15 protein-coding genes and 1 other RNA gene are annotated in these 17,589 nt (G+C 71.3%); 6 read left to right on the top strand and 10 right to left on the bottom strand.

Annotated features, from left to right (window positions below; translation table 11 throughout):
• Nucleotides 1-892: 892 nt before the first annotated feature.
• From rnpB to OHA03_RS21530, 3 genes are all read right to left on the bottom strand, one after another.
• Nucleotides 893-1,294, bottom strand: an RNA gene (gene rnpB / locus OHA03_RS21540) — RNase P RNA component class A.
• A 67-nt stretch (nucleotides 1,295-1,361) separates the two neighbouring features.
• A complete protein-coding gene (locus OHA03_RS21535) occupies nucleotides 1,362-1,880 on the bottom strand; it encodes a TetR/AcrR family transcriptional regulator (RefSeq protein ID WP_267008117.1) in 519 nt (172 codons plus the stop codon).
• A gap of 333 nt (nucleotides 1,881-2,213) precedes the next feature.
• Nucleotides 2,214-3,656 (bottom strand): RNB domain-containing ribonuclease, encoded by a 1,443-nt coding sequence (locus OHA03_RS21530; protein WP_267005432.1) that lies wholly within the window; start codon nucleotides 3,654-3,656, stop codon nucleotides 2,214-2,216.
• 184 nt (nucleotides 3,657-3,840) lie between these two features.
• On the opposite strand from OHA03_RS21530, the gene yaaA reads away from it, so the two are divergent.
• Together yaaA and eda are read left to right on the top strand one after the other, a co-directional pair.
• Nucleotides 3,841-4,641: a peroxide stress protein YaaA gene (gene yaaA, locus OHA03_RS21525; RefSeq protein WP_267005431.1), complete on the top strand. Its 801-nt coding sequence runs from the start codon at nucleotides 3,841-3,843 to the stop codon at nucleotides 4,639-4,641.
• Nucleotides 4,642-4,707: 66 nt separating this feature from the next.
• Entirely contained in the window at nucleotides 4,708-5,331 is a 624-nt protein-coding gene (gene eda, locus OHA03_RS21520) for a bifunctional 4-hydroxy-2-oxoglutarate aldolase/2-dehydro-3-deoxy-phosphogluconate aldolase (protein WP_267005430.1), read from the top strand.
• A 142-nt stretch (nucleotides 5,332-5,473) separates the two neighbouring features.
• Here the strand turns inward: eda and OHA03_RS21515 are convergent, their stop codons facing one another.
• From OHA03_RS21515 to OHA03_RS21500, 4 genes are all read right to left on the bottom strand, one after another.
• A complete protein-coding gene (locus OHA03_RS21515) occupies nucleotides 5,474-6,697 on the bottom strand; it encodes a bifunctional RNase H/acid phosphatase (protein WP_267005429.1) in 1,224 nt (407 codons plus the stop codon).
• Entirely contained in the window at nucleotides 6,697-7,440 is a 744-nt protein-coding gene (locus tag OHA03_RS21510; protein ID WP_267008116.1) for a zinc ribbon domain-containing protein, read from the bottom strand. The genes OHA03_RS21515 and OHA03_RS21510 overlap by 1 nt, the downstream gene beginning before the upstream one ends.
• A complete protein-coding gene (locus OHA03_RS21505; protein WP_267005428.1) occupies nucleotides 7,437-8,282 on the bottom strand; it encodes a Nif3-like dinuclear metal center hexameric protein in 846 nt (281 codons plus the stop codon). The genes OHA03_RS21510 and OHA03_RS21505 overlap by 4 nt, the downstream gene beginning before the upstream one ends.
• Before the next feature lie 153 nt (nucleotides 8,283-8,435).
• Nucleotides 8,436-9,473, bottom strand: a complete 1,038-nt coding sequence (locus OHA03_RS21500) for an ABC transporter substrate-binding protein (protein ID WP_267005427.1) — start codon at nucleotides 9,471-9,473, stop codon at nucleotides 8,436-8,438.
• Between the two features lie 210 nt (nucleotides 9,474-9,683).
• On the opposite strand from OHA03_RS21500, the gene OHA03_RS21495 reads away from it, so the two are divergent.
• A complete protein-coding gene (locus tag OHA03_RS21495) occupies nucleotides 9,684-11,057 on the top strand; it encodes a hypothetical protein (protein ID WP_267005426.1) in 1,374 nt (457 codons plus the stop codon).
• A 385-nt stretch (nucleotides 11,058-11,442) separates the two neighbouring features.
• Here OHA03_RS21495 and OHA03_RS21490 read toward each other — a convergent pair whose 3' ends face one another.
• From OHA03_RS21490 to OHA03_RS21480, 3 genes are read right to left on the bottom strand one after another with little or no spacing between them, the layout of a single operon-like run.
• The gene (locus OHA03_RS21490; protein ID WP_267005425.1) at nucleotides 11,443-12,390 is read right to left on the bottom strand and encodes a 3-oxoacyl-ACP reductase; all 948 of its coding nucleotides are present in this window, start codon (nucleotides 12,388-12,390) and stop codon (nucleotides 11,443-11,445) included.
• Between the two features lie 43 nt (nucleotides 12,391-12,433).
• Nucleotides 12,434-13,510 carry a Zn-dependent alcohol dehydrogenase gene (locus OHA03_RS21485; protein ID WP_267005424.1) on the bottom strand — a complete coding sequence of 359 codons (1,077 nt, stop codon included), beginning with the start codon at nucleotides 13,508-13,510 and terminating at the stop codon, nucleotides 12,434-12,436.
• 46 nt (nucleotides 13,511-13,556) lie between these two features.
• Nucleotides 13,557-14,411 carry a MaoC/PaaZ C-terminal domain-containing protein gene (locus tag OHA03_RS21480; protein ID WP_267005423.1) on the bottom strand — a complete coding sequence of 285 codons (855 nt, stop codon included), beginning with the start codon at nucleotides 14,409-14,411 and terminating at the stop codon, nucleotides 13,557-13,559.
• 283 nt (nucleotides 14,412-14,694) lie between these two features.
• On the opposite strand from OHA03_RS21480, the gene OHA03_RS21475 reads away from it, so the two are divergent.
• From OHA03_RS21475 to OHA03_RS21465, 3 genes are read left to right on the top strand one after another with little or no spacing between them, the layout of a single operon-like run.
• Nucleotides 14,695-15,630: an ABC transporter ATP-binding protein gene (locus OHA03_RS21475; RefSeq protein WP_267005422.1), complete on the top strand. Its 936-nt coding sequence runs from the start codon at nucleotides 14,695-14,697 to the stop codon at nucleotides 15,628-15,630.
• Nucleotides 15,630-16,355 (top strand): ABC transporter permease, encoded by a 726-nt coding sequence (locus OHA03_RS21470; RefSeq protein ID WP_267005421.1) that lies wholly within the window; start codon nucleotides 15,630-15,632, stop codon nucleotides 16,353-16,355. Before OHA03_RS21475 ends, OHA03_RS21470 begins: the two co-directional genes overlap by 1 nt.
• An 11-nt stretch (nucleotides 16,356-16,366) precedes the next feature.
• Nucleotides 16,367-17,587 (top strand): sensor histidine kinase, encoded by a 1,221-nt coding sequence (locus OHA03_RS21465; protein ID WP_267005420.1) that lies wholly within the window; start codon nucleotides 16,367-16,369, stop codon nucleotides 17,585-17,587.
• Nucleotides 17,588-17,589 lie beyond the last annotated feature (2 nt).

Here is a 17,589-nt window from a genome sequence, read left to right as displayed (position 1 = left end):
CGGTGCCGATTTCGATGCGGACGTTGAAGCCGCCTGTGCCGTCGACCTTGTAGAGGTAGGGGTTTTCCGGTGGCGCCCGGCTGGGACTCGACAGCTGCCAGTCACCCGTACCGTCACCGGTGAAGTCACACCGCCGGCGCAGTCCGAGATCCCGTTCCAGCCACCGGAACCGATCTCCCCACGGGGGGAACCGCCGTCGATGGCGCCGCCGCCATGACCCTTGTACAGGTAAAGCGTCCCGATCGACGCCTCGACACCGCCGAGGTGATCCCCACCGTCACCCGTGAAGTCGACGCCGAAGGTGTGAGGAAGGCGCATCGAGGTGATGATGCGCCGACGAGAGAGAAGGACCTGGTCCGCCGTCAGGAGGACCTGCCGGTCGCGAATCCGGCCGCCGGCGGCGCGATCGCCGCGCGTGCGGAATGGCGCCCGGCGCCAGGGGCACGACAACGACACATCAGTTGCTCGGGCTCGGCACCGGTCATCCCATCCGGAGACCCTTGCCAGGGACTGCTCGCGCCCGCTCGACGAGGAAGCAACGACCCTCGAAAGAACTGGCCTGACCCTCCGTCAGGACAGGGTCGGCAACGATCGGCGCCCTTCACCTGTGCGTGAGGGATCGTCAGTGGCCGGCGACGGTCGAAGGCAAGCAGCGCGGGGGCAGGACGCGCGCCGTCCGTACCTGGCCGTGGGGCTGACACCGTCCTGGGTCTCGACAGCGCCGACGGGAGTGTCGCTGCGCGACGTCCGACGCCGGATGTCCCCGCTCATGGAACGACTCATCACAGAGGGCCGCTTGGAGGCCGGCCCGAAGGCCGCGCGGCTCGGCCTGGCCTGACGCCCCCTCAATGCCCGGAAGAAACACGTCCTGACTTGCGGCAGTCAGAGACGGCAGACGAGTCGGCCTGTACGCCGGGTTCTGTCACCCGGTCGCCTCGCGGCGGCCGGGGAGACGGCCATCCATCTAGGACCGGCATTGCTGTCGGCCTCATGCGGTCTACCCGCGAACTCGGGCGGGCAGCCCTCGAACGTTCGCGCAGGACCATCTTGCGACGGCCCCTCTTGACCTTGCTCCGGGTGGGGTTTACCTAGCCGCCTGAGTCACCTCAGGCGCTGGTGGTCTCTTACACCACCGTTTCACCCTTACCGAGTACCGAAGTCCCCGGCGGTCTGCTTTCTGTGGCACTGTCCCGCGGGTCACCCCGGGTGGCCGTTAGCCACCACCCTGCCCTGTGGAGCCCGGACGTTCCTCGGGAGGATCCGAAAATCCTCACGCGGCCGTCCGGCCGGCTCGTCTGCCGTATCGACCATGCTACCCGGCGGGGCGGGGCCGGTCGGACGAGGCCCGACCGGCGGGCAGATCAGAGACGGGCTGTGCCGAAGGCGGCGATGCCGGCCGACCAGGCTGCCGACAGGTCGGCGCCCGAGGGGAAGCGGCCGTTGAGTTCCAGGACCACCATCCCGTGCGCAAAGGCCCAGGCGGCCCGGGCCCGCTCCTGGTCCCCGGCGACGGCCCGGAAGAGCGGGGCCGCGGCGCGTTGCTCCAGGCCCGGCGGGAGGGATGTCCGGTCCACGGGGTGCTCGGTGGTGAGGCGGTACAGATGGGGGTGGGCCAGGGCGTAGGCGCGGTACGCGGTGGCGAGGGCCGGGAACGACCCGGGGGCCACGGACTCCGCCGCTTCCAGCGTCTCGGCCGTCTCCCGCAGCACCTCGCCGGCCAGGGCCGTCAGCACGGAGGACTTGTCCGGAAAATGCTTGTAGAGGGACGGTGCCGTGATCCCGATGCTGTCGGCGAGCCGGCGCATGGTGAGGGCTTCCGGGCCCTCCGTCTCCAGGAGGGTGCGGGCGGCGGCGATGATCTGCCGGGCCCGGTCCGTCACACGGCCCGCGACGCGGTCCGTCGTGGGGGCGGTGACATGTTCAGTCACGCTGGAAAGCCTTCCTTCGTACGGAGTCCGCCGGGGCGCACCGGAAGTCCGTGGGCCCGTCGGACCCGTAGCCGAAGGCGTGATCCTACGAGATGGGGAGGTCCGGCGCGGCAACCGGTCCGGGCGTGTTCGCCTTGCCGCCGCGTCAGCGTTTTCCACGCTGCCGGGCGCCGTTCCGGGGAACGGCCGAAACCCTGGTTCCGGCCGCGTCCGCTCTGGAGGCCGTCGTCCTGCGGCGACTGTGCGCCGCGGTCGGCGACCCGCGCACCGCCGTCGTCGTCGCGCTCACGCGGGGGCGAACAGTACCTTCGCCGCACCCGGGTCCGCCTGGGTGAGGCGGACCCGGAGCCGTTCGCCCAGCGGAAGCTTGGTCGTGCCGCCGTCGATGCGGGCGACGACGGCCGGGTGCTCGATGTGGACCGTGCCGATGGTGGGTTCCTGGTCCTGTACGTCGACCACGTACGCGTCGAAGACCTGGCCCACCCGGTCGCTGAGGAGTGCCGCCTCGACCAGGTCGACGCACTCGCGCTCCACCGTGTTGGCGCGTCGGGTCCCTTCGGCCATTTCCTTCGGGAGACCGGGGAGTGCGGCCATCACCCACTCGGGCGGTTCCCGGTCCGCGACCGCCGCGAGACACAGTTCGGCCGCGTACCGGTCGACGAGGCGGCGCAGCGGCGCGGTGCAGTGCGTGTAGAGGTCGGCGACGGCGGCGTGGACGGCGGGGGTGGGAAGTTCACCGTGGTCGAAGACCGTGTAGCCGGCGCCGCGCAGCAGGGTGGTGCACTCCTGGAGGAACGCGGCGTCGCTCGTCCTCTTCGGGTCGAGCGACCGGACGACCTGGGCGTACGGGACGTGGTGCGGCCAGTCGATGTGCAGGGCCTCGGCCGAGCGGCGCAGACGGGCGACGGCGCCGTCGGGGGCGACCGGGAGCGTACGCAGGATGCCGGTGCCCGCCTCGGTCATCAGATGGGCCGCGGCCATGCCGGTGAGGAGGGAGATCTGGGCGTTCCAGCCGTCGGCGGGCAGCGGGGCGCGGTACTCCAGGCCGTATGCGCCGTCACGCTGGACGATCTCCTGCTCGGGCACGTCGAGCGAGATCCCGCCGCGGGCGACCTCCTGCTCCTCACGGAGCCGGCCGATGTCCCTCAGCAGGGCGATGGGTTCCTCGGCGGTACCCGCGTCGATCTGCCGCTGAACGCCCGCGTAGTCCAGCTTGGCCCGGCTGCGGACCAGGGCCCGGCGTACGTCGCCGGCGACCGCGCGGCCATCCGTGTCGAGGTCGATCCGCCAGAGCAGAGCGGGTCGGGTCTGCCCGGGGAGGAGGCTGGCTGCGCCTTCGGAGAGCACGGTGGGGTGCAGCGGCACCTTGCCGTCGGGGAAGTAGAGGGTCGTCACCCGGCGGTGGGCCTCGGTGTCGAGTGCGCCGCCGGGGCGGACGAAAGCGGCGACGTCGGCGATGGCGTAGTGCACGCGGAAGCCGTGCGGGCGGCGTTCGAGGTGCATCGCCTGGTCGAGGTCGGTGGACGTGGGCGGGTCGATGGTGAAAAAAGGAAGGTCCGTGGCGTCCTGGTGTCCGGTCAGGACGAGGGACTTCGCCACCTGTGCCGCCTCCGCGAGGACCTCGGGCGGGAAGTCGGCGGGCAGTCCGAGCGAGGTGCGCAGATCGCACAGGGCCGCCCGCAGCGGGGTGTCGGCTGCGCCGGTCATGTGGAGATGGCGGCGGGGCATGGACCGAGCGTATGGCGGGGCGGGGCGACCGGCATCCCGGGTGCGGGCGGCCCCGCGGACCGGAGACGGGTGACCTTGCGGAACGGGTGCCGGGCTGGGCGGTCCGGGCGTCCCCGTACGCTGGCAGGCGGGGCCTTGGGCAGTTGTGGGGGCCGCTTCCCTGTTCGTACGAAGGAGAACCGCCGTGCTCGTGCTGTTGCCGCCCTCCGAAGGAAAGGCCGCCTCGGGGCGCGGAGCACCCCTGAAGCCGGAGTCGCTGTCGCTGCCGGGGCTTGCCGAGGCCCGGGCCGCGGTCCTCGACGAGCTGGTCGAGCTGTGCGTGGCGGACGAGGAGAAGGCCCGGGAGGCGCTCGGTCTGAGCGAGGGGCTGCGCGGCGAGATCGCGAAGAACGTCGAGCTGCGGACGGCGGGGACGCGTCCCGCCGGGGAGATCTACACCGGGGTGCTGTACGACGCGCTGGACCTGGCGTCCCTGGACACGGCGGCCCGGCGGCGGGCCGGGAAATCCCTGCTGGTCTTCTCCGGGTTGTGGGGCGCGGTGCGGGTGGGAGACCGGATTCCGTCGTACCGCTGCTCGATGGGGGTGAAGCTGCCGGGTCTCGGTGCGCTGGGCGCGTACTGGCGTGCGCCGATGGCCGAGGTCATGCCGGAGGCGGCCGGGGACGGGCTGGTGCTGGATCTGCGGTCGTCCGCGTACGCGGCGGCGTGGAGGCCGAAGGGTGCGGTGGCGGAGCGCACGGCGAGTGTGCGGGTGCTGCACTCCCAGATGGTGGACGGGGTGGAGAAGCGGTCGGTGGTCAGCCACTTCAACAAGGCGACGAAGGGGCGGATGGTCCGCGACCTGCTGCAGTCGGGGGCCCGGCCGAACGGGCCCGCGGAGCTGGTGGACGCGTTGCGGGGGCTGGGGTACGAGGTGGAGGCGGAGGCTCCGGGGCGGGCGGGACGGCCGTGGGCGCTCGATGTGGTCGTGACGGAGATCCACTGACACAAGGCATTGCAACATGCGCAACGCTCGTTGCGTACGGTGCGGTGCGCGCGGCAAGATGAGGCCATGACCTCCTCCTCTGTGCTGGACCTTGCCCCCGTCGTCCCCGTTGTCGTCCTGGAGGACGCCGCTGACGCGGTACCGCTCGCCCGGGCCCTCGTCGCGGGCGGGCTCCCGGCCATCGAGGTGACGCTGCGGACGGCCGCGGCACTGGATGCGATCGAGGCGATAGCGGCGGAGGTGCCGGGTGCGGTGGTGGGGGCGGGCACGGTGATCTCCGCGCGGAACGTCTCCGACACGGTGGCGGCCGGGGCGCGGTTCCTGGTCAGCCCGGGCTGGACGGATCCGTTGCTGGACGCGATGAAGGCGTCGGAGGTGCCGTTCCTGCCGGGGGTCTCGACGACGTCCGAGGTCGTGGCGCTGCTGGAGCGCGGGGTCAGCGAGATGAAGTTCTTCCCGGCGGAGGCGGCGGGCGGCACGGCGTACCTCAAGGCGCTGTCCGCACCACTCCCCCAGGCCCGGTTCTGCCCGACGGGCGGCATCTCGCTCGCGTCGGCGCCGTCGTACCTGGCGCTGCCGAACGTCGGCTGCGTGGGCGGCAGTTGGATGGTGCCGGGAGATGCGGTGGCGGCGAAGGACTGGGCGCGAGTGGAGAGGTTGGCGGGCGAGGCTGCGGCGCTGCGCGGCTGATTTCCCCCTCCCCGGTCCCCGCCGGGTGCTGACCGGGATGCGGGGGCACCCCCGCACCCCGGGGAAGCGGCAGCTTCGCGTCGCCGGGGAGTCGCTCCACTGCCCCCGCAGCGCCCCACGCCCCCACAGGAGCCTTCGCTCCCTACCGCAGGTGCGACGTGTCGTTCAGCAGTCTCAGTGACGCGTTGCCGTCCGCGTAGTACGCCACTGCCGACAGTGACGCCGCCGAGAGTTCCATGCGGAACAGGGACTCCGGTGGTGCACCCAGGGCCAGTCGGGCCAGGGTCTTGATCGGGGTCACGTGAGTGACCAGGAGCACCGTGCGGCCCGCGTGGCGGGTGGTCAGGCGGTCCCGGGTGGCCGAGACCCGCCGGGCCACCTCGGCGAAGCTCTCACCGCCGCCGGTGGGGGGCGTTCGCGTGGAGGCGAGCCAGGCGTCCAGATCGGGGCCGTACCGTTCACGGACCTCGGCGAACGTCAGGCCCTCCCAGGCCCCGAAGTCCGTCTCGCGCAGGCCGTCCTCGATCTGGACGGGCAGGCCCAGGCGGGCACCCACCGTCGCCGCTGTTTCGCGGCAGCGACGCAGCGGGGAGCTGATGATCTCCTGGATCGTGCCACGGGCGGCAAGGGACTCCGCCACCCGTTCGGCCTGGTGGCGGCCGGCCGCCGAGAGTTCGGGGTCGCTGCCGCCGCTGCCCGAGAACCGCTTCTCGGGCGTGAGGGCCGTCTCGCCGTGCCGGAGCAGGACGAATGTGGCCGGCGCCCCGAGGTCGGCGGCGCCCCAGCCGACCTGCGGGGTGGCCGCGGTTTCACGGCTGGTGGACATCGCCGCCCGTGCCTTCGCGGCGCCCGCCGCCGCGTCCCCGGGCGGACCGGAGACCGGGGGCAGGTCGAGGGCTGCCGTCGATGCCGACGGCTCCCACTGCTTGCCCCTCTTACCGGCGTCCATCGCCTCGTTGGCGAGCCGGTCCGCATGCTTGTTCTTCTCGCGCGGGATCCACTCGTACGTGACCGCGGACGCCGGAAGGATCCGCGCCGCCGCTGCCGCGAGCGGCTTCATGTCGGGATGCTTGATCTTCCAGCGGCCCGACATCTGTTCCACGACCAGCTTGGAGTCCATCCGGACCCGCACCTGCAGCGCACCCTCCGCCGACGCGTCCGGCACCAGTGCCTTCGCGGCCTTCAGGCCCGCGATGAGGCCCTTGTACTCGGCCACGTTGTTCGTCGCGACACCGATGTACTCGGCGGCTTCGGCGAGCGTCTCCCCCGTCACCGGGTCGATCACGACCGCGCCGTAACCGGCGGGCCCCGGGTTGCCCCGGGACCCTCCGTCGGCCTCGATGACGAACTGGCGGGGCTGCGTCATTACAGGCCCGACTCCGCCGTACGGACCAGAATGCGGTGGCAGTTCTCGCAGCGCAGCACCGTGTCCGGGGACGCCGCCTTCACGTCGTTGACCTCGGTGATGTTCAGCTCCAGCCGGCAGCCCTCGCAGCGGCGCTGGTAGAGGCGGGCGGCGCCGACCCCGCCCGACTGGGCGCGGAGCCGGTCGTACAGCTTGAGCAGGTCCGCCGGTACGGAGCCGGCGACGAGCTCGCGTTCCTTCGTGACGGTCGCGGTCTCGTCGTCGAGAGCCTGCGTCGCGGCGTCCCGGCGGGCCGTCGCGTCGTCGACCTTGGCCTGGACGGCCGAGACCCGTGCGGTGAACTCGGTGACGCGCTCCTGCGCGGACTCGCGGCGCTCCATGACTTCGAGGACGACGTCCTCGAGGTCACCCTGGCGCTTGGCCAGCGAGGTGATCTCGCGCTGGAGGCTCTCCAGGTCCTTCGGCGAGGTGACCGCGCCGGAGTCCAGCCGCTGCTGGTCGCGGACGGCGCGCTGGCGCACCAGGTCCACGTCCTGCTCCGCCTTGGTCTGCTCGCGGGCGGTGTCGCTCTCCTCGGTCTGCGACGCGACCAGCAGGTCACGCAGTTGTGCGAGGTCGGCCGTGAGCGACTCGATCTCGGCGTGCTCGGGGAGCGACTTGCGCTTGTGCGCAAGCTGCGACAGCCGTACGTCGAGGGCCTGGACGTCGAGAAGTCGGATCTGGTCGGCGGGCGCGGCGTTCAGTTGGGGGCTCCAGAAGAGTGGTGGGTGGTCCAGGGGTCGGTGACCTGCTTCGAGACATGGACCCGCAGGCCCCATCCGTGGCGGTCGGAAATCGCGTCGAGCTGCGCGGCGGCCTGCTCGCACCAGGGCCATTCGGTGGCCCAGTGCGCGGCGTCGATCAGGCCGATCGCGGACTGCTGAACGGCCTCGGAGGCCGGGTGATGGCGCAGATCCGCGGTGAGGAAGGCGTCGACGCCTGCGGCGCGCACCGCGTCGAAGAGGCTGTCGCCGGAGCCGCCGCTCACCGCGACGGTACGGACGACGGCGTCCGGGTCACCGGCCATGCGGATGCCCTGCGCGGTGGCGGGCAGCCGGGCGGCGGCACGGGCGGCGAGGTCGCGGAGGGTCTCGGGGTGGTCCAGCTCGCAGATCCGGCCGAGGCCGCGATGGCCCTTGGGGTCGGTCGGGTCCGGTACGAGGGGTCCGGTGACGCGCAGGTCCAGGGCGCCGGCGAGGGCGTCGGAGACGCCGGGGTCGGCGGTGTCGGCGTTGGTGTGCGCGACGTGCAGGGCGATGTCGTGCTTGATGAGGGTGTGCACGACCCGGCCCTTGAAGGTGGTGGCGGCGACCGTCGTCGTACCCCGCAGATAGAGCGGGTGATGGGTGACGATCAGCTGGGCGCCGAGCTTGATCGCCTCGTCGACGACCTCCTGGACGGGGTCGACGGCGAAGAGCACACGGTCGACCTCGGCGGCCGGGTCGTCGACGTCTCCGCAGACCGTGCCGACCGCGTCCCAACCTTCGGCCCGCTCGGGAGGCCAGAGGGCGTCGAGCGCGGCGAGGACTTCAGACAGACGGGGCACGGAGGAAAGGCTACCTTCCGTCCGTGCCCCGCCGCCCATGACTGGGGTGACCTGTGAGAACTCCACGACCAACCGGCGACAGCCGGTCACGGATCCTCACACGCAGTTCGGCCCGGGCCGTTGCCCGACCCGGGCTCCTGCTGATCCGGTCCGCTACTTGACGAGGTCCGCGCGCAGGTCGTCGAGGACCAGGTTCGCCGCCGTGACACCGAGGCCGAGGTACCAGGTCTCGTCCGGGACGTCCTTCGCCCGGCCCTCCTTGACCGCCTTGAGGTTCTTCCAGAGCGGGTTGGACCGGGCGGTGTCGCGCTTGGTCGCCTTCGGGTCGCCGTAGACGCCGGTGAAGATCCAGTCGGCGTCCGCCTCGTCGATCTTCTCCGGGCTGATCTCGGCGGCGAGGTCGTTGATCTGCTGGTTCTTGGGCCGCGGCAGACCTGCGTCCTCAAGGATCGTGCCGATGAACGACGCCTTCGCGTAGAGGCGGATGCGGTCCGGCAGGTAGCGGACCATGGAGATGGTCGGCTTGTCGGGGCCGATGTCCTCGCCGAGCTTCGTGGCCTTCTTCTCGTACGCGTCGAGCTCACTCTTCGCCTTGGCGGTCTTGTCCAGCGCCGCGGCGTTGAGGAGATAGTTCTCCTTCCAGGTGAAGCCCGGACGGATGGAGAACACGGTCGGCGCGATCTTGGAGAGCTGGTCGTACTTGTCGGCGGCGCGCAACTGGCTGCCGAGGATCAGGTCCGGCTTCAGACCCGCGATCGCCTCGAGGTTGAGGTTGTTGATCGTGCCGACGTTCTTCGGGTTGCCCGCGTCCTTCTTCAGGTACGAGGGGATGGCCGCGTCCCCCTCGGAAGGGGCGTAGCCGACCGGCTTCACACCCAGCGAGACGACGTTGTCGAACTCGCCGACGTCCAGTACTACGACGCGCTTCGGCGCGGACTTGAGCTCGGTCGTGCCCATGGCGTGCGTGAGGGTCCGGGGGAACTGGCCCGCCTTGGCGTCCGTCCCGTACGCGGCCGTCTTCTTGGCCGCGTCGGCGAAGTCCTTGCCGCCGGTCGCGACGGCTGCCTTCTTGTCGGTGCCGGCCCCGGACTTGGCCGAGTCGTCCGATGCCCCGCTGCCGCAGGCGGAGAGGGAGAGGGCGGCGGCCACTGCCAGGCCGACGGCGGCGGTGCTGCGGCGTCGTATGGACATCACGTACTCACTTGCTCCAGTTGAGGAATCAGACTCACAGGAAACGCTTAGGGATGCCTAACCTTAGCTACGGGCTTTGCGGGGAGCACAACCGCCCCCTCCCCCTCAGGTGAATCCGGGCATCACCACCCATATGTGTGAAGTGGCGTGTCTCGTGTTGTTCGGTAGGAAGTGCGAAAACTAGCGTCGGTTGCCGGAGGTGACGAGTCCATGACTGCCTGTGCCATCGAGGGTGAGACCACCGGGGCCGCCGCGACGGTGAGCCCCGTGTCGGGAAAAGCGGGAGAAGCGGAAGGACCCGGGGGCCGGGAGGAGCCGGAGGAACCCGAGAGGCCGGAGGCAGCACGGGGGCCGGAGGGAGCCTGGGTGCCGTACGAACCGGCGGAGTCCCACAGGGTCGTTGAGCCGCCCGTGCCTGATGAGTCCGGTCAGCCGGGTGGTGACGTCGGGGCCGCCCCACGTGCGGCCGCGTTCACCATTACCGCCGACGGTTCGTACGCCGCACGGCTCACGCTTTCCGGAGCGGCCGACGCCGCAGCCTGGTTCCCCGAGCGCTGGACGCTCGACGGGCATGAGCCGTACGCCGTGCCGCTTCCGCTCGACCAGCCGGAGGATCCCGACTCCGATGTGCTGCCGCTCGCCGACGGCCGCGTACTGATCCGGCGCCAGGTGGCGGACCGTCACACCTTCTCGCTGCTCTATCCGACCGGACCAGGCACCGGCGAACTGCCGCTCGGCGCCCTCGGGCGCGCGGACGGCGTGCACCTGACTCTGCTGCCCCCCTCGCCGGACGGTGCGAGTGCGTACGCCCTTTCGGTCGGGGAACATTCCACCGCCGTCTGGCTGGTGGCGGGCGGGGCGTTCGGACCGGTTCATGTCGCGGATGTGCCGGGGCGGTGCTCCGGCGGTGTCTGGCTGGACCGGGCGGGGCGGCTGCTGGCTCTGGACCGGGAGCCCGTGGGCGGCGGTCCGGTGAAGGCGGTCGCCGTGGACCTGGGACGGGGCGGCGAGGTGACGCCGCTGCTGCAGATCGCGCCGGAGAGCAACGACCGGCTGCTGCTCGCCGACACGGACAGCGGGCTGCTGCTGATCCGCTCCGACGCGCCGGGCCACGACCGGCTCGGGTGGGGGGTGCTCGGCAGCTGTCTGCCGGTGCGTTTCCCGGAGTGCCTGCGTCCGGCGGATGTGGCGGTGACGCCGTTCGCCGTGCAGCCGGGGCAGACGCTGATGCCGGAGAGCTGTGCGGTGGCGCTGCGCATCGACGGGGCGGCCGGCAGCTGGGTCGGGGTGTGGCGGCCGACAGGGCACCGGCTGCATCAACTCCCCGCCCCCGAAGGGTGGCTGGCCGGCTCCGGGGTGTGGACCAGGGACGGTGTGCTCAAGCTTCCGTACGCGAACAGGGACGTGCCGTGCGGGGTGGCCCTGGTGGAGGCGCCGGCGGACGAGGAACGCGGCGTCGGGCAGGCATGGGCGACGGCCACGGAAAGCGGTATGCAACCATCCGCGGCCGGCACGCCTCCTGCAGTGTGCAAGCCGGTTCCACTGGGGCAGGCGCCTCTCGTGGGGCGTACGGCTCCTGGTTAAGATTCCGGGCCTGGGGGCTACGCAGCCAATCGGCGCGGTTGCCGACGGTGACCGCGTCGGGTGGTGGTGGCGCGCTGGTCCCGGTGACACACACGTAAGCGATCACAACGGGGTGACTTCCCACATGTCTGAAGCCCGAACCGACACGACCCAGACGCGCCCGCCGGGGGCGGACGCCGAACGGGCCGAAGCCGGCGGCTCCGGAAAGCACCGAGGGGGTGTGTCGATGGACAGCACGGACGCGCAGCCGCACGGTCGCCACCGGCGCCCCTCCGAGGGGGGCCGCAGGGCGGCCTGACCGCATCGAAATCAACGAGGGAAGGAAGGGCCTCCGCAGTACCATCACGTGCTGCGGAGGCCCTTCCTTGTGCGGTGCCCCGGAGCATCAGTCCCGCTTGAGGCCCAGCACCTCCGCCGCCGCGAACGTCTCGTTCGCCGGGCGGTCCTCGTAGTACGGGGAGATCAGCTCGTCCAGCTCGTCGAACGAGAAGGCCTCCTTGGACGAGTCGAACTTCGCCGCCACCCTGGGGCGTTCCACGATCGCGACCATCCCGCCGTGCACCACGAGCAGTTGCCCGTTGACCTTGGCAGCGGCCGGCGAGGCCAGATAGCCGACCAGAGGGGAGACGTGCTCGGGGGCCAGCGCGTCGAGCCGGCCGTCCGTCGGCTCCTCGAAGCCCGCGAAGACATCCTCCGTCATGCGGGTGCGGGCCCGTGGACAGATCGCGTTGGCCGTGACGCCGTATTTGGCGAGGGCCAGGGCGGTGGAGGTGGTGAGGCCGACGATGCCGCCCTTGGCCGCCGCGTAGTTCGGCTGGCCCGCCGAGCCCGCGAGGAACGCCTCGGACGAGGTGTTGACGATCCGGCCGTAGACGGGGGAGCCGGACTCCTTGGACCGGGCGCGCCAGTGGGACGCGGCGAAGTGGGTGGTGTTGAAGTGGCCCTTGAGGTGGACCCGGATGACGGAGTCCCACTCGTCCTCGGTCATCGAGAAGACCATCCGGTCGCGCAGGATCCCCGCGTTGTTGACCAGGATGTCGAGCTTGCCGTACGCACTGACGGCCCGTTCGACCAGAGCGCGGGCCTGATCGTGGTCGGAGACGTCGCCGAGGTGGGCGACCGCGCGGCCGCCGGCCGCGCGGATCTCCTCGGCGACCTCCTCGGCGGGTGCCGCGGACGCTTCGCCGGAGCCGTCGCGGCCCGGCTGCCCGTAGTCGTTGACGACGACGGCCGCGCCGAGCCGGGCCAGTTCCAGCGCTTCGGCGCGCCCGAGGCCGCGGCCCGCGCCGGTGACGATGGCGGACAGCCCGTCCAGGGGCAGGGATTGTGACATCGGAACCTCGGAGTCCTCTCGGAGCACGGCGGCTGACAGTCAGTCAGAGTTCGATGCAGGTGCGGAGGGCCTCGCCGGTCCTCATCTGGTCGAGCGCGTCATTGATCTCGGCGAGCTGCACCCGGTGGGTGATCATCGACTCGAGGTCGATCCGGCCCGCCCGCCAGAGGGCGATGGCCCGTTCGTACGACCGGAGCACGTCCCCTCCGCCGTACATGGAGGGCAGGATCCGCTTCTCGTCGAAGAACAGCTCGAACATGTTGACCTGGAAGTTGTCGTCCATCGCGCCCGCGCCGACGATGCAGAGCGTGCCGCCGCGCCGGGTGTTCTCGTACGCAGTGCGGGCCGTGACCGACTTGCCGACGACCTCGAAGACGTAGTCGAAGCCCTCACCGGCGGTGATCCGCTGCTTGGCGTCGGCGAGTCCGTCCGGTGCGACCGCCTCGGTCGCGCCGAACCGCAGAGCCGCCTCGCGCCGGGACCCGACCGGGTCGACGGCGACGATCTGGGCGGCGCCCTGCACCCTGGCGCCCTGGATGGTGGAGATGCCGACGCCGCCGCAGCCGATCACGGCGACCGAGGAACCGGCCTCCACCTGTGCGGTGTTGATCGCGGCGCCGAGTCCGGTGGTGACTCCGCAGCCGATCAGCGCGGCGATCTCGAACGGCACGTCGTCGGGGATCGGCACCGCGCAACCCGCGTCGACGACGACCTCCTCGGTGAAGGTGCCGGTCCCGGCGAAGCCGAACACATCGCCGCCGGGACGCTTGAAGTTGGGCGTCCCCGCGTTCATGAAGCCGGCCAGACAGAGCTGCGTCTGGCCGCGCCTGCAGGCGGGACATGTCCCGCAGGCAGGCAGCCAGCAGACCAGCACCCGGTCCCCCGCGCTCAGCCCGGTCACACCGTCGCCGATGTCGATGACCTCGCCGGCACCTTCGTGGCCGGGGATGAAGGGGGCGGGCTGCGGCAGCACGCCGCTCATCGCCGAGACGTCGGAGTGGCACAGTCCGGTGGCCCGGACGCGGAGCTTGACCTTGCCGGGGCCGAAGCCCACCGCCTCGACGTCGTCGAGGACTTCCAGTTTGTCCTGACCTATCTCGTGCAGTACGGCTGCGCGCATGGTGCGGCTCCCCTCAAGTCGTGGCGTGTGTCGGTCCTTGGGTGATTCAGGAGTGTTCGACGAGCGTGTCGGCCAGGACCGGTGCCTCGTCCCGCTCGACGGCGGTCACGGCGACCCGGACGTGGCCGTCCCCGGTCCACATCCGGATGCGGAGGGTCTCGCCGGGGAAGACCACCCCGGCGAATCGGGTGCGGTACGAGCGGATGCGGACCACTTCACCGCCGAGCAGCGTGTCGGCCACGGCCTTGAGCGTCATGCCGTAGGTGCACAGCCCGTGCAGGATGGGCCGGTCGAAGCCTGCCTTCCGGGCGAACTCGGGGTCGGCGTGCAGCGGGTTCCGGTCCCCGGAGAGCCGGTAGAGCAGCGCCTGGTCCTCGCGGACCGGCCGTTCGACCGTGTGGTTCGGGGCGGCGGCCATGTCGGCGTGCCGCCCGGACGGCCCGCGTTCGCCGCCGAAGCCTCCCTCGCCGCGGACGAAGATCTCGGCGTCGTTGGTCCACAGGGGCCCCTCGTCGTCGGCGGCCTCGGTGCGCAGGACGAGGACGGCCGCCTTGCCCTTGTCGTACACCGCCGCGACCTTCGACGTCTGGACGGCCCTGCCCACGGCCGGGATCGGCCGGTGCACCCGTACGGTCTGGCCCCCGTGGAGCACGGCGGCCAGGTCGACGTCGATCCCTGGCGAGGACAGTCCGCCGACGACGCCCGTGCCCGCACCCGCGACGGTGGCGAAGCTGGGCAGGACGTGGAGCCGGGATTCGAGGGTGTAGCGCAGTTCGGCGGGGTCGGTGGCGGGGGCGCCCGCACCGAGTCCCAGGTGGTAGAGCTGGATGTCCTTGTGGTCCCAGGAGATCTCGGCGGTCCGGGGTTCGGCGGCGACCGCCTTTACGGCATCAATGGGCATGGGGAAGCTGCTCCTTGATGGTGGGAAGACCTCGGCACGGCCGTCCGCACCGTCGGCCGCACCGAGGTCGTGCGGGGCCGGCCGCGGCGCCCCTTCTAGAACGCGTTCTAGCCGGTTGGCCCTATGTATAACGCAGCTCTCAGTAGTTGTGAAGACTGCTGACACTCCGTCAGAAGCCGTACCGGGCAACGCGTGACGACGGGCCGGCGATGACATTTGTCATCCCGGAGTCCGTACATGCGCCTCTGCCGGGACAGCCACCCGGTTCCGTAGCGTCGGGGGCATGGAAAAGACAACGGGGAGCGGGCCCGCGGTGATCTTCACCGGGGCAGTCAAGACCTTCGGCCGGGCGGCACAGACCGTACGCGCCGTCGACGGGATCGACCTGACCGTCGAACGCGGCGAGACCGTCGCCCTGCTCGGCCGCAACGGTGCGGGCAAGTCCACCACCATCAGCCTTCTGCTCGGACTCGACGAGCCGGACTCCGGCGGTGTGCGGCTGCTCGGCCGGACCCCCGAGCAGGCGGTACGGGCCGGCCTGATCGGCGCGATGCTCCAGGACGGGCAGCCTATCCCCCGGGTGACGGTCCGCGAACTGATCGCCTTCGTCGCCTCCACCTACCCCAGCCCGATGCCGGTCCCCGAGTCGCTCGCCCTGGCGGGCGTCACCGCGTACGCCGACCGGCGCGTCGACAAGCTCTCCGGCGGGCAGGTCCAGCGCGTCCGGTTCGCCGTCGCACTGGCCGGCAACCCGGAGCTGATCGTCCTCGACGAGCCGACCGCCGCCCTGGACGTCGAGGCCCGGCGGGCGTTCTGGGACGCCATGCGGGCCTACGCCCGGCGCGGCAACACAGTCCTCTTCTCCACGCACTATCTGGAGGAGGCCGACGAGAACGCCGACCGGATCGTCGTCATCGACCACGGCCGGATAGTGGCCGACGGCAGCGCCGACCGGATCAAGGAGTCGGTCGGCGGTAGTCACGTCTCCTTCGACCTGGCGGGAGGACCGACCGAGGGCCTGGAACTGCTGCCCGGCGTCAACGCAGTCGAGGTCCGCGGGGACCGTGCCCTGCTGCGTACGGACGACTCGGACGCCACGGTGATCGAGTTGGCCCGCCTCGGCCGGGTCCGCGATCTCCAGGTCTCCCGGCCCACGCTCGAAGACGCGTTCCTCTCGCTGACCACCCCCGCCACCCTCTCGGAGAAGGAGACCGTCTGATGTTTCCCTACATCGTGCTCGAGATCCGCCGTACCCTGCGCGACGGATTCTTCGTGATCTTCGGGATCGGGATGCCGGTGCTGATGTATCTGCTCTTCACCAACCTCGGTGCGAACGGCGACGACGCGGCCGAATGGAAGGTCATGTCCATGGTCGGCATGGCGGCGTACGGGGCGCTGGGTGCCGCCATGTCGATCGGCACGGGGGTCGCGTCCGACAAGTCTCTCGGTTGGCTCCAGCAGTTGCGGATCACTCCGCTCGACCCGTCCCGGGTGGTCGCGGGCCGCGCGATCAGCGGTTCGGTGACCGTACTGCCGACCATCCTGGTGGTGCTGCTGGCCGGGGCGGTGGTCAACGGCGTACGGCTGGAGGTCTGGCAGTGGACCGCCCTGACGCTGCTGCTGTGGATCGGCGCGCTGCCGTTCACCCTGCTCGGCATCGGCAACGGCTACCGGCTCACCCCGCAGGCCACCGGGGTGGTCAACGTGGCTGCCCTGATGGGCTTCGCGATCGTCGGCGGGCTGTGGTTCCCGCTCTCCCTGTTCCCGTCGTGGGTGCGCAGCATCGGCGCGTACACCCCTGCCCACCGGTTCGCCGACCTGGGCTGGGCGGCCACCGGCGGTCACGCACCGTCCGTGGGGACGATCGCCGTGCTCGCCGGGTGGCTCCTGCTGTTCGGTACGTATGCCGTCTTCTCGTACCGTCGGTCCGCGAGGACGGCATGAGCGGAGCGAGCATGACCCGGGACGGATCGGAATCGCGCAAGGAACGGCGCAGGCGGTACCGGGAGGAAGGTCGCCCCGGGCCGCCCGGCCCGTACGCCCTGCTGCCCTGGCTGCTGATGGGTCTCGGCGCCTTCTCCAACCTCTTCCAGGGGCAGACCCCGAACCCCTGGATCGGTGGTCTCGGTCTGCTCACTTTCAACTCCCTCTACATCTCTATGGTGTTCCGGGCCTTCGTCAAGGAGAAGCGCGAGAGCCCGGTGTCGTACTGGCTGCTCGCCGCGATGGCCGTGGTCACGTTCGGACTGGCGATCGGCTACGGCGGCAGCTGGCTGCTGTTCTTCCCGCTGCTCTCGCTGGCCTGCGGCACCGTGCTGCGTCACCGGCAGCTGGTGTTCGGCCTGCTGTGTCTGGCGGCCGTCGCCAGTCTCGTCGCCGTCTGGCGCGGGGACAACGTCTCGGAACCGTGGGCCATCGGATACGGCACCTTCATCTCCGGTGCGGTGACCGCCGCGATCCTCACCCTGTCGGAGACCGTGATGGAACTGCGGGCCACCCGGCAGGAACTGGCCCGGACCGCCGTGGAGAAGGAGCGGCTCCGATTCTCCCGCGATCTGCACGACCTGCTGGGGCACACGCTCTCCGTGATCGTCGTCAAATCGGAGGCCGCGCGCCGGCTGGCCCCGCGGGACATGGACGCGGCGCTGCTCCAGGTCGCCGACATCGAGTCCGTCGGCCGCCAGGCCCTCACCGAGATCCGGGAGGCCGTCACCGGCTACCGCGAGGGAAGTCTGGCCACCGAACTCGACCGGGCGAGGTCCGCACTGACCGCCGCCGGGATCGAACCGGTGGTCCGCCGATCGGGACCGCCGCTCGCCCCGCAGGCGGAGGCGCTGCTGGGCTGGGTGGTACGGGAGGCGGTGACCAACGTCGTACGCCACAGCGATGCGACCACCTGCTCGTTCACGGTCGACGGCACGGCCGAGCGGGTCCGGCTGACCGTCACCGACGACGGCCGCGGGCAGGCCGCCGAGCCGCCCGCTCCGGGCATCGGCGGCACCGGCTTGAAGGGCCTCACCGAACGCCTCGCGGCGGCCGGCGGCTCGCTCATGGCGGGTCCCGGTCAGGACGGCGGCTTCGGGGTCACGGCGGAACTGCCGGTGGACGCGACGGACGCCGCGGACGGGATGGATACCGCCGACTGCTCGGTCCCACCCCATACGCTGGGCCGGTGAAC

Source organism: Streptomyces sp. NBC_00154 (assembly GCF_026342835.1).
In the GTDB taxonomy this organism is placed as follows: Bacteria; Actinomycetota; Actinomycetes; order Streptomycetales; family Streptomycetaceae; genus Streptomyces.
Note: the sequence above shows the minus strand (reverse complement) of the source record. Positions and strands in the feature narration are given on the sequence as shown.

Bases quoted from the DNA above. Each gene is read 5' to 3' on its own strand.
- OHA03_RS21515 (WP_267005429.1), bottom strand. From the start codon at position 6,697: ATGACGCAGCCCCGCCAGTTCGTCATCGAGGCCGACGGAGGGTCCCGG.
- OHA03_RS21485 (WP_267005424.1), bottom strand. From the start codon at position 13,510: ATGCGCGCAGCCGTACTGCACGAGATAGGTCAGGACAAACTGGAAGTC.
- OHA03_RS21475 (WP_267005422.1), top strand. From the start codon at position 14,695: ATGGAAAAGACAACGGGGAGCGGGCCCGCGGTGATCTTCACCGGGGCA.
- OHA03_RS21490 (WP_267005425.1), bottom strand. From the start codon at position 12,390: ATGTCACAATCCCTGCCCCTGGACGGGCTGTCCGCCATCGTCACCGGC.
- OHA03_RS21480 (WP_267005423.1), bottom strand. From the start codon at position 14,411: ATGCCCATTGATGCCGTAAAGGCGGTCGCCGCCGAACCCCGGACCGCC.
- OHA03_RS21465 (WP_267005420.1), top strand. From the start codon at position 16,367: ATGACCCGGGACGGATCGGAATCGCGCAAGGAACGGCGCAGGCGGTAC.
- OHA03_RS21530 (WP_267005432.1), bottom strand. From the start codon at position 3,656: ATGCCCCGCCGCCATCTCCACATGACCGGCGCAGCCGACACCCCGCTG.
- OHA03_RS21470 (WP_267005421.1), top strand. From the start codon at position 15,630: ATGTTTCCCTACATCGTGCTCGAGATCCGCCGTACCCTGCGCGACGGA.
- eda (WP_267005430.1), top strand. From the start codon at position 4,708: ATGACCTCCTCCTCTGTGCTGGACCTTGCCCCCGTCGTCCCCGTTGTC.
- OHA03_RS21495 (WP_267005426.1), top strand. From the start codon at position 9,684: ATGACTGCCTGTGCCATCGAGGGTGAGACCACCGGGGCCGCCGCGACG.
- OHA03_RS21500 (WP_267005427.1), bottom strand. From the start codon at position 9,473: ATGTCCATACGACGCCGCAGCACCGCCGCCGTCGGCCTGGCAGTGGCC.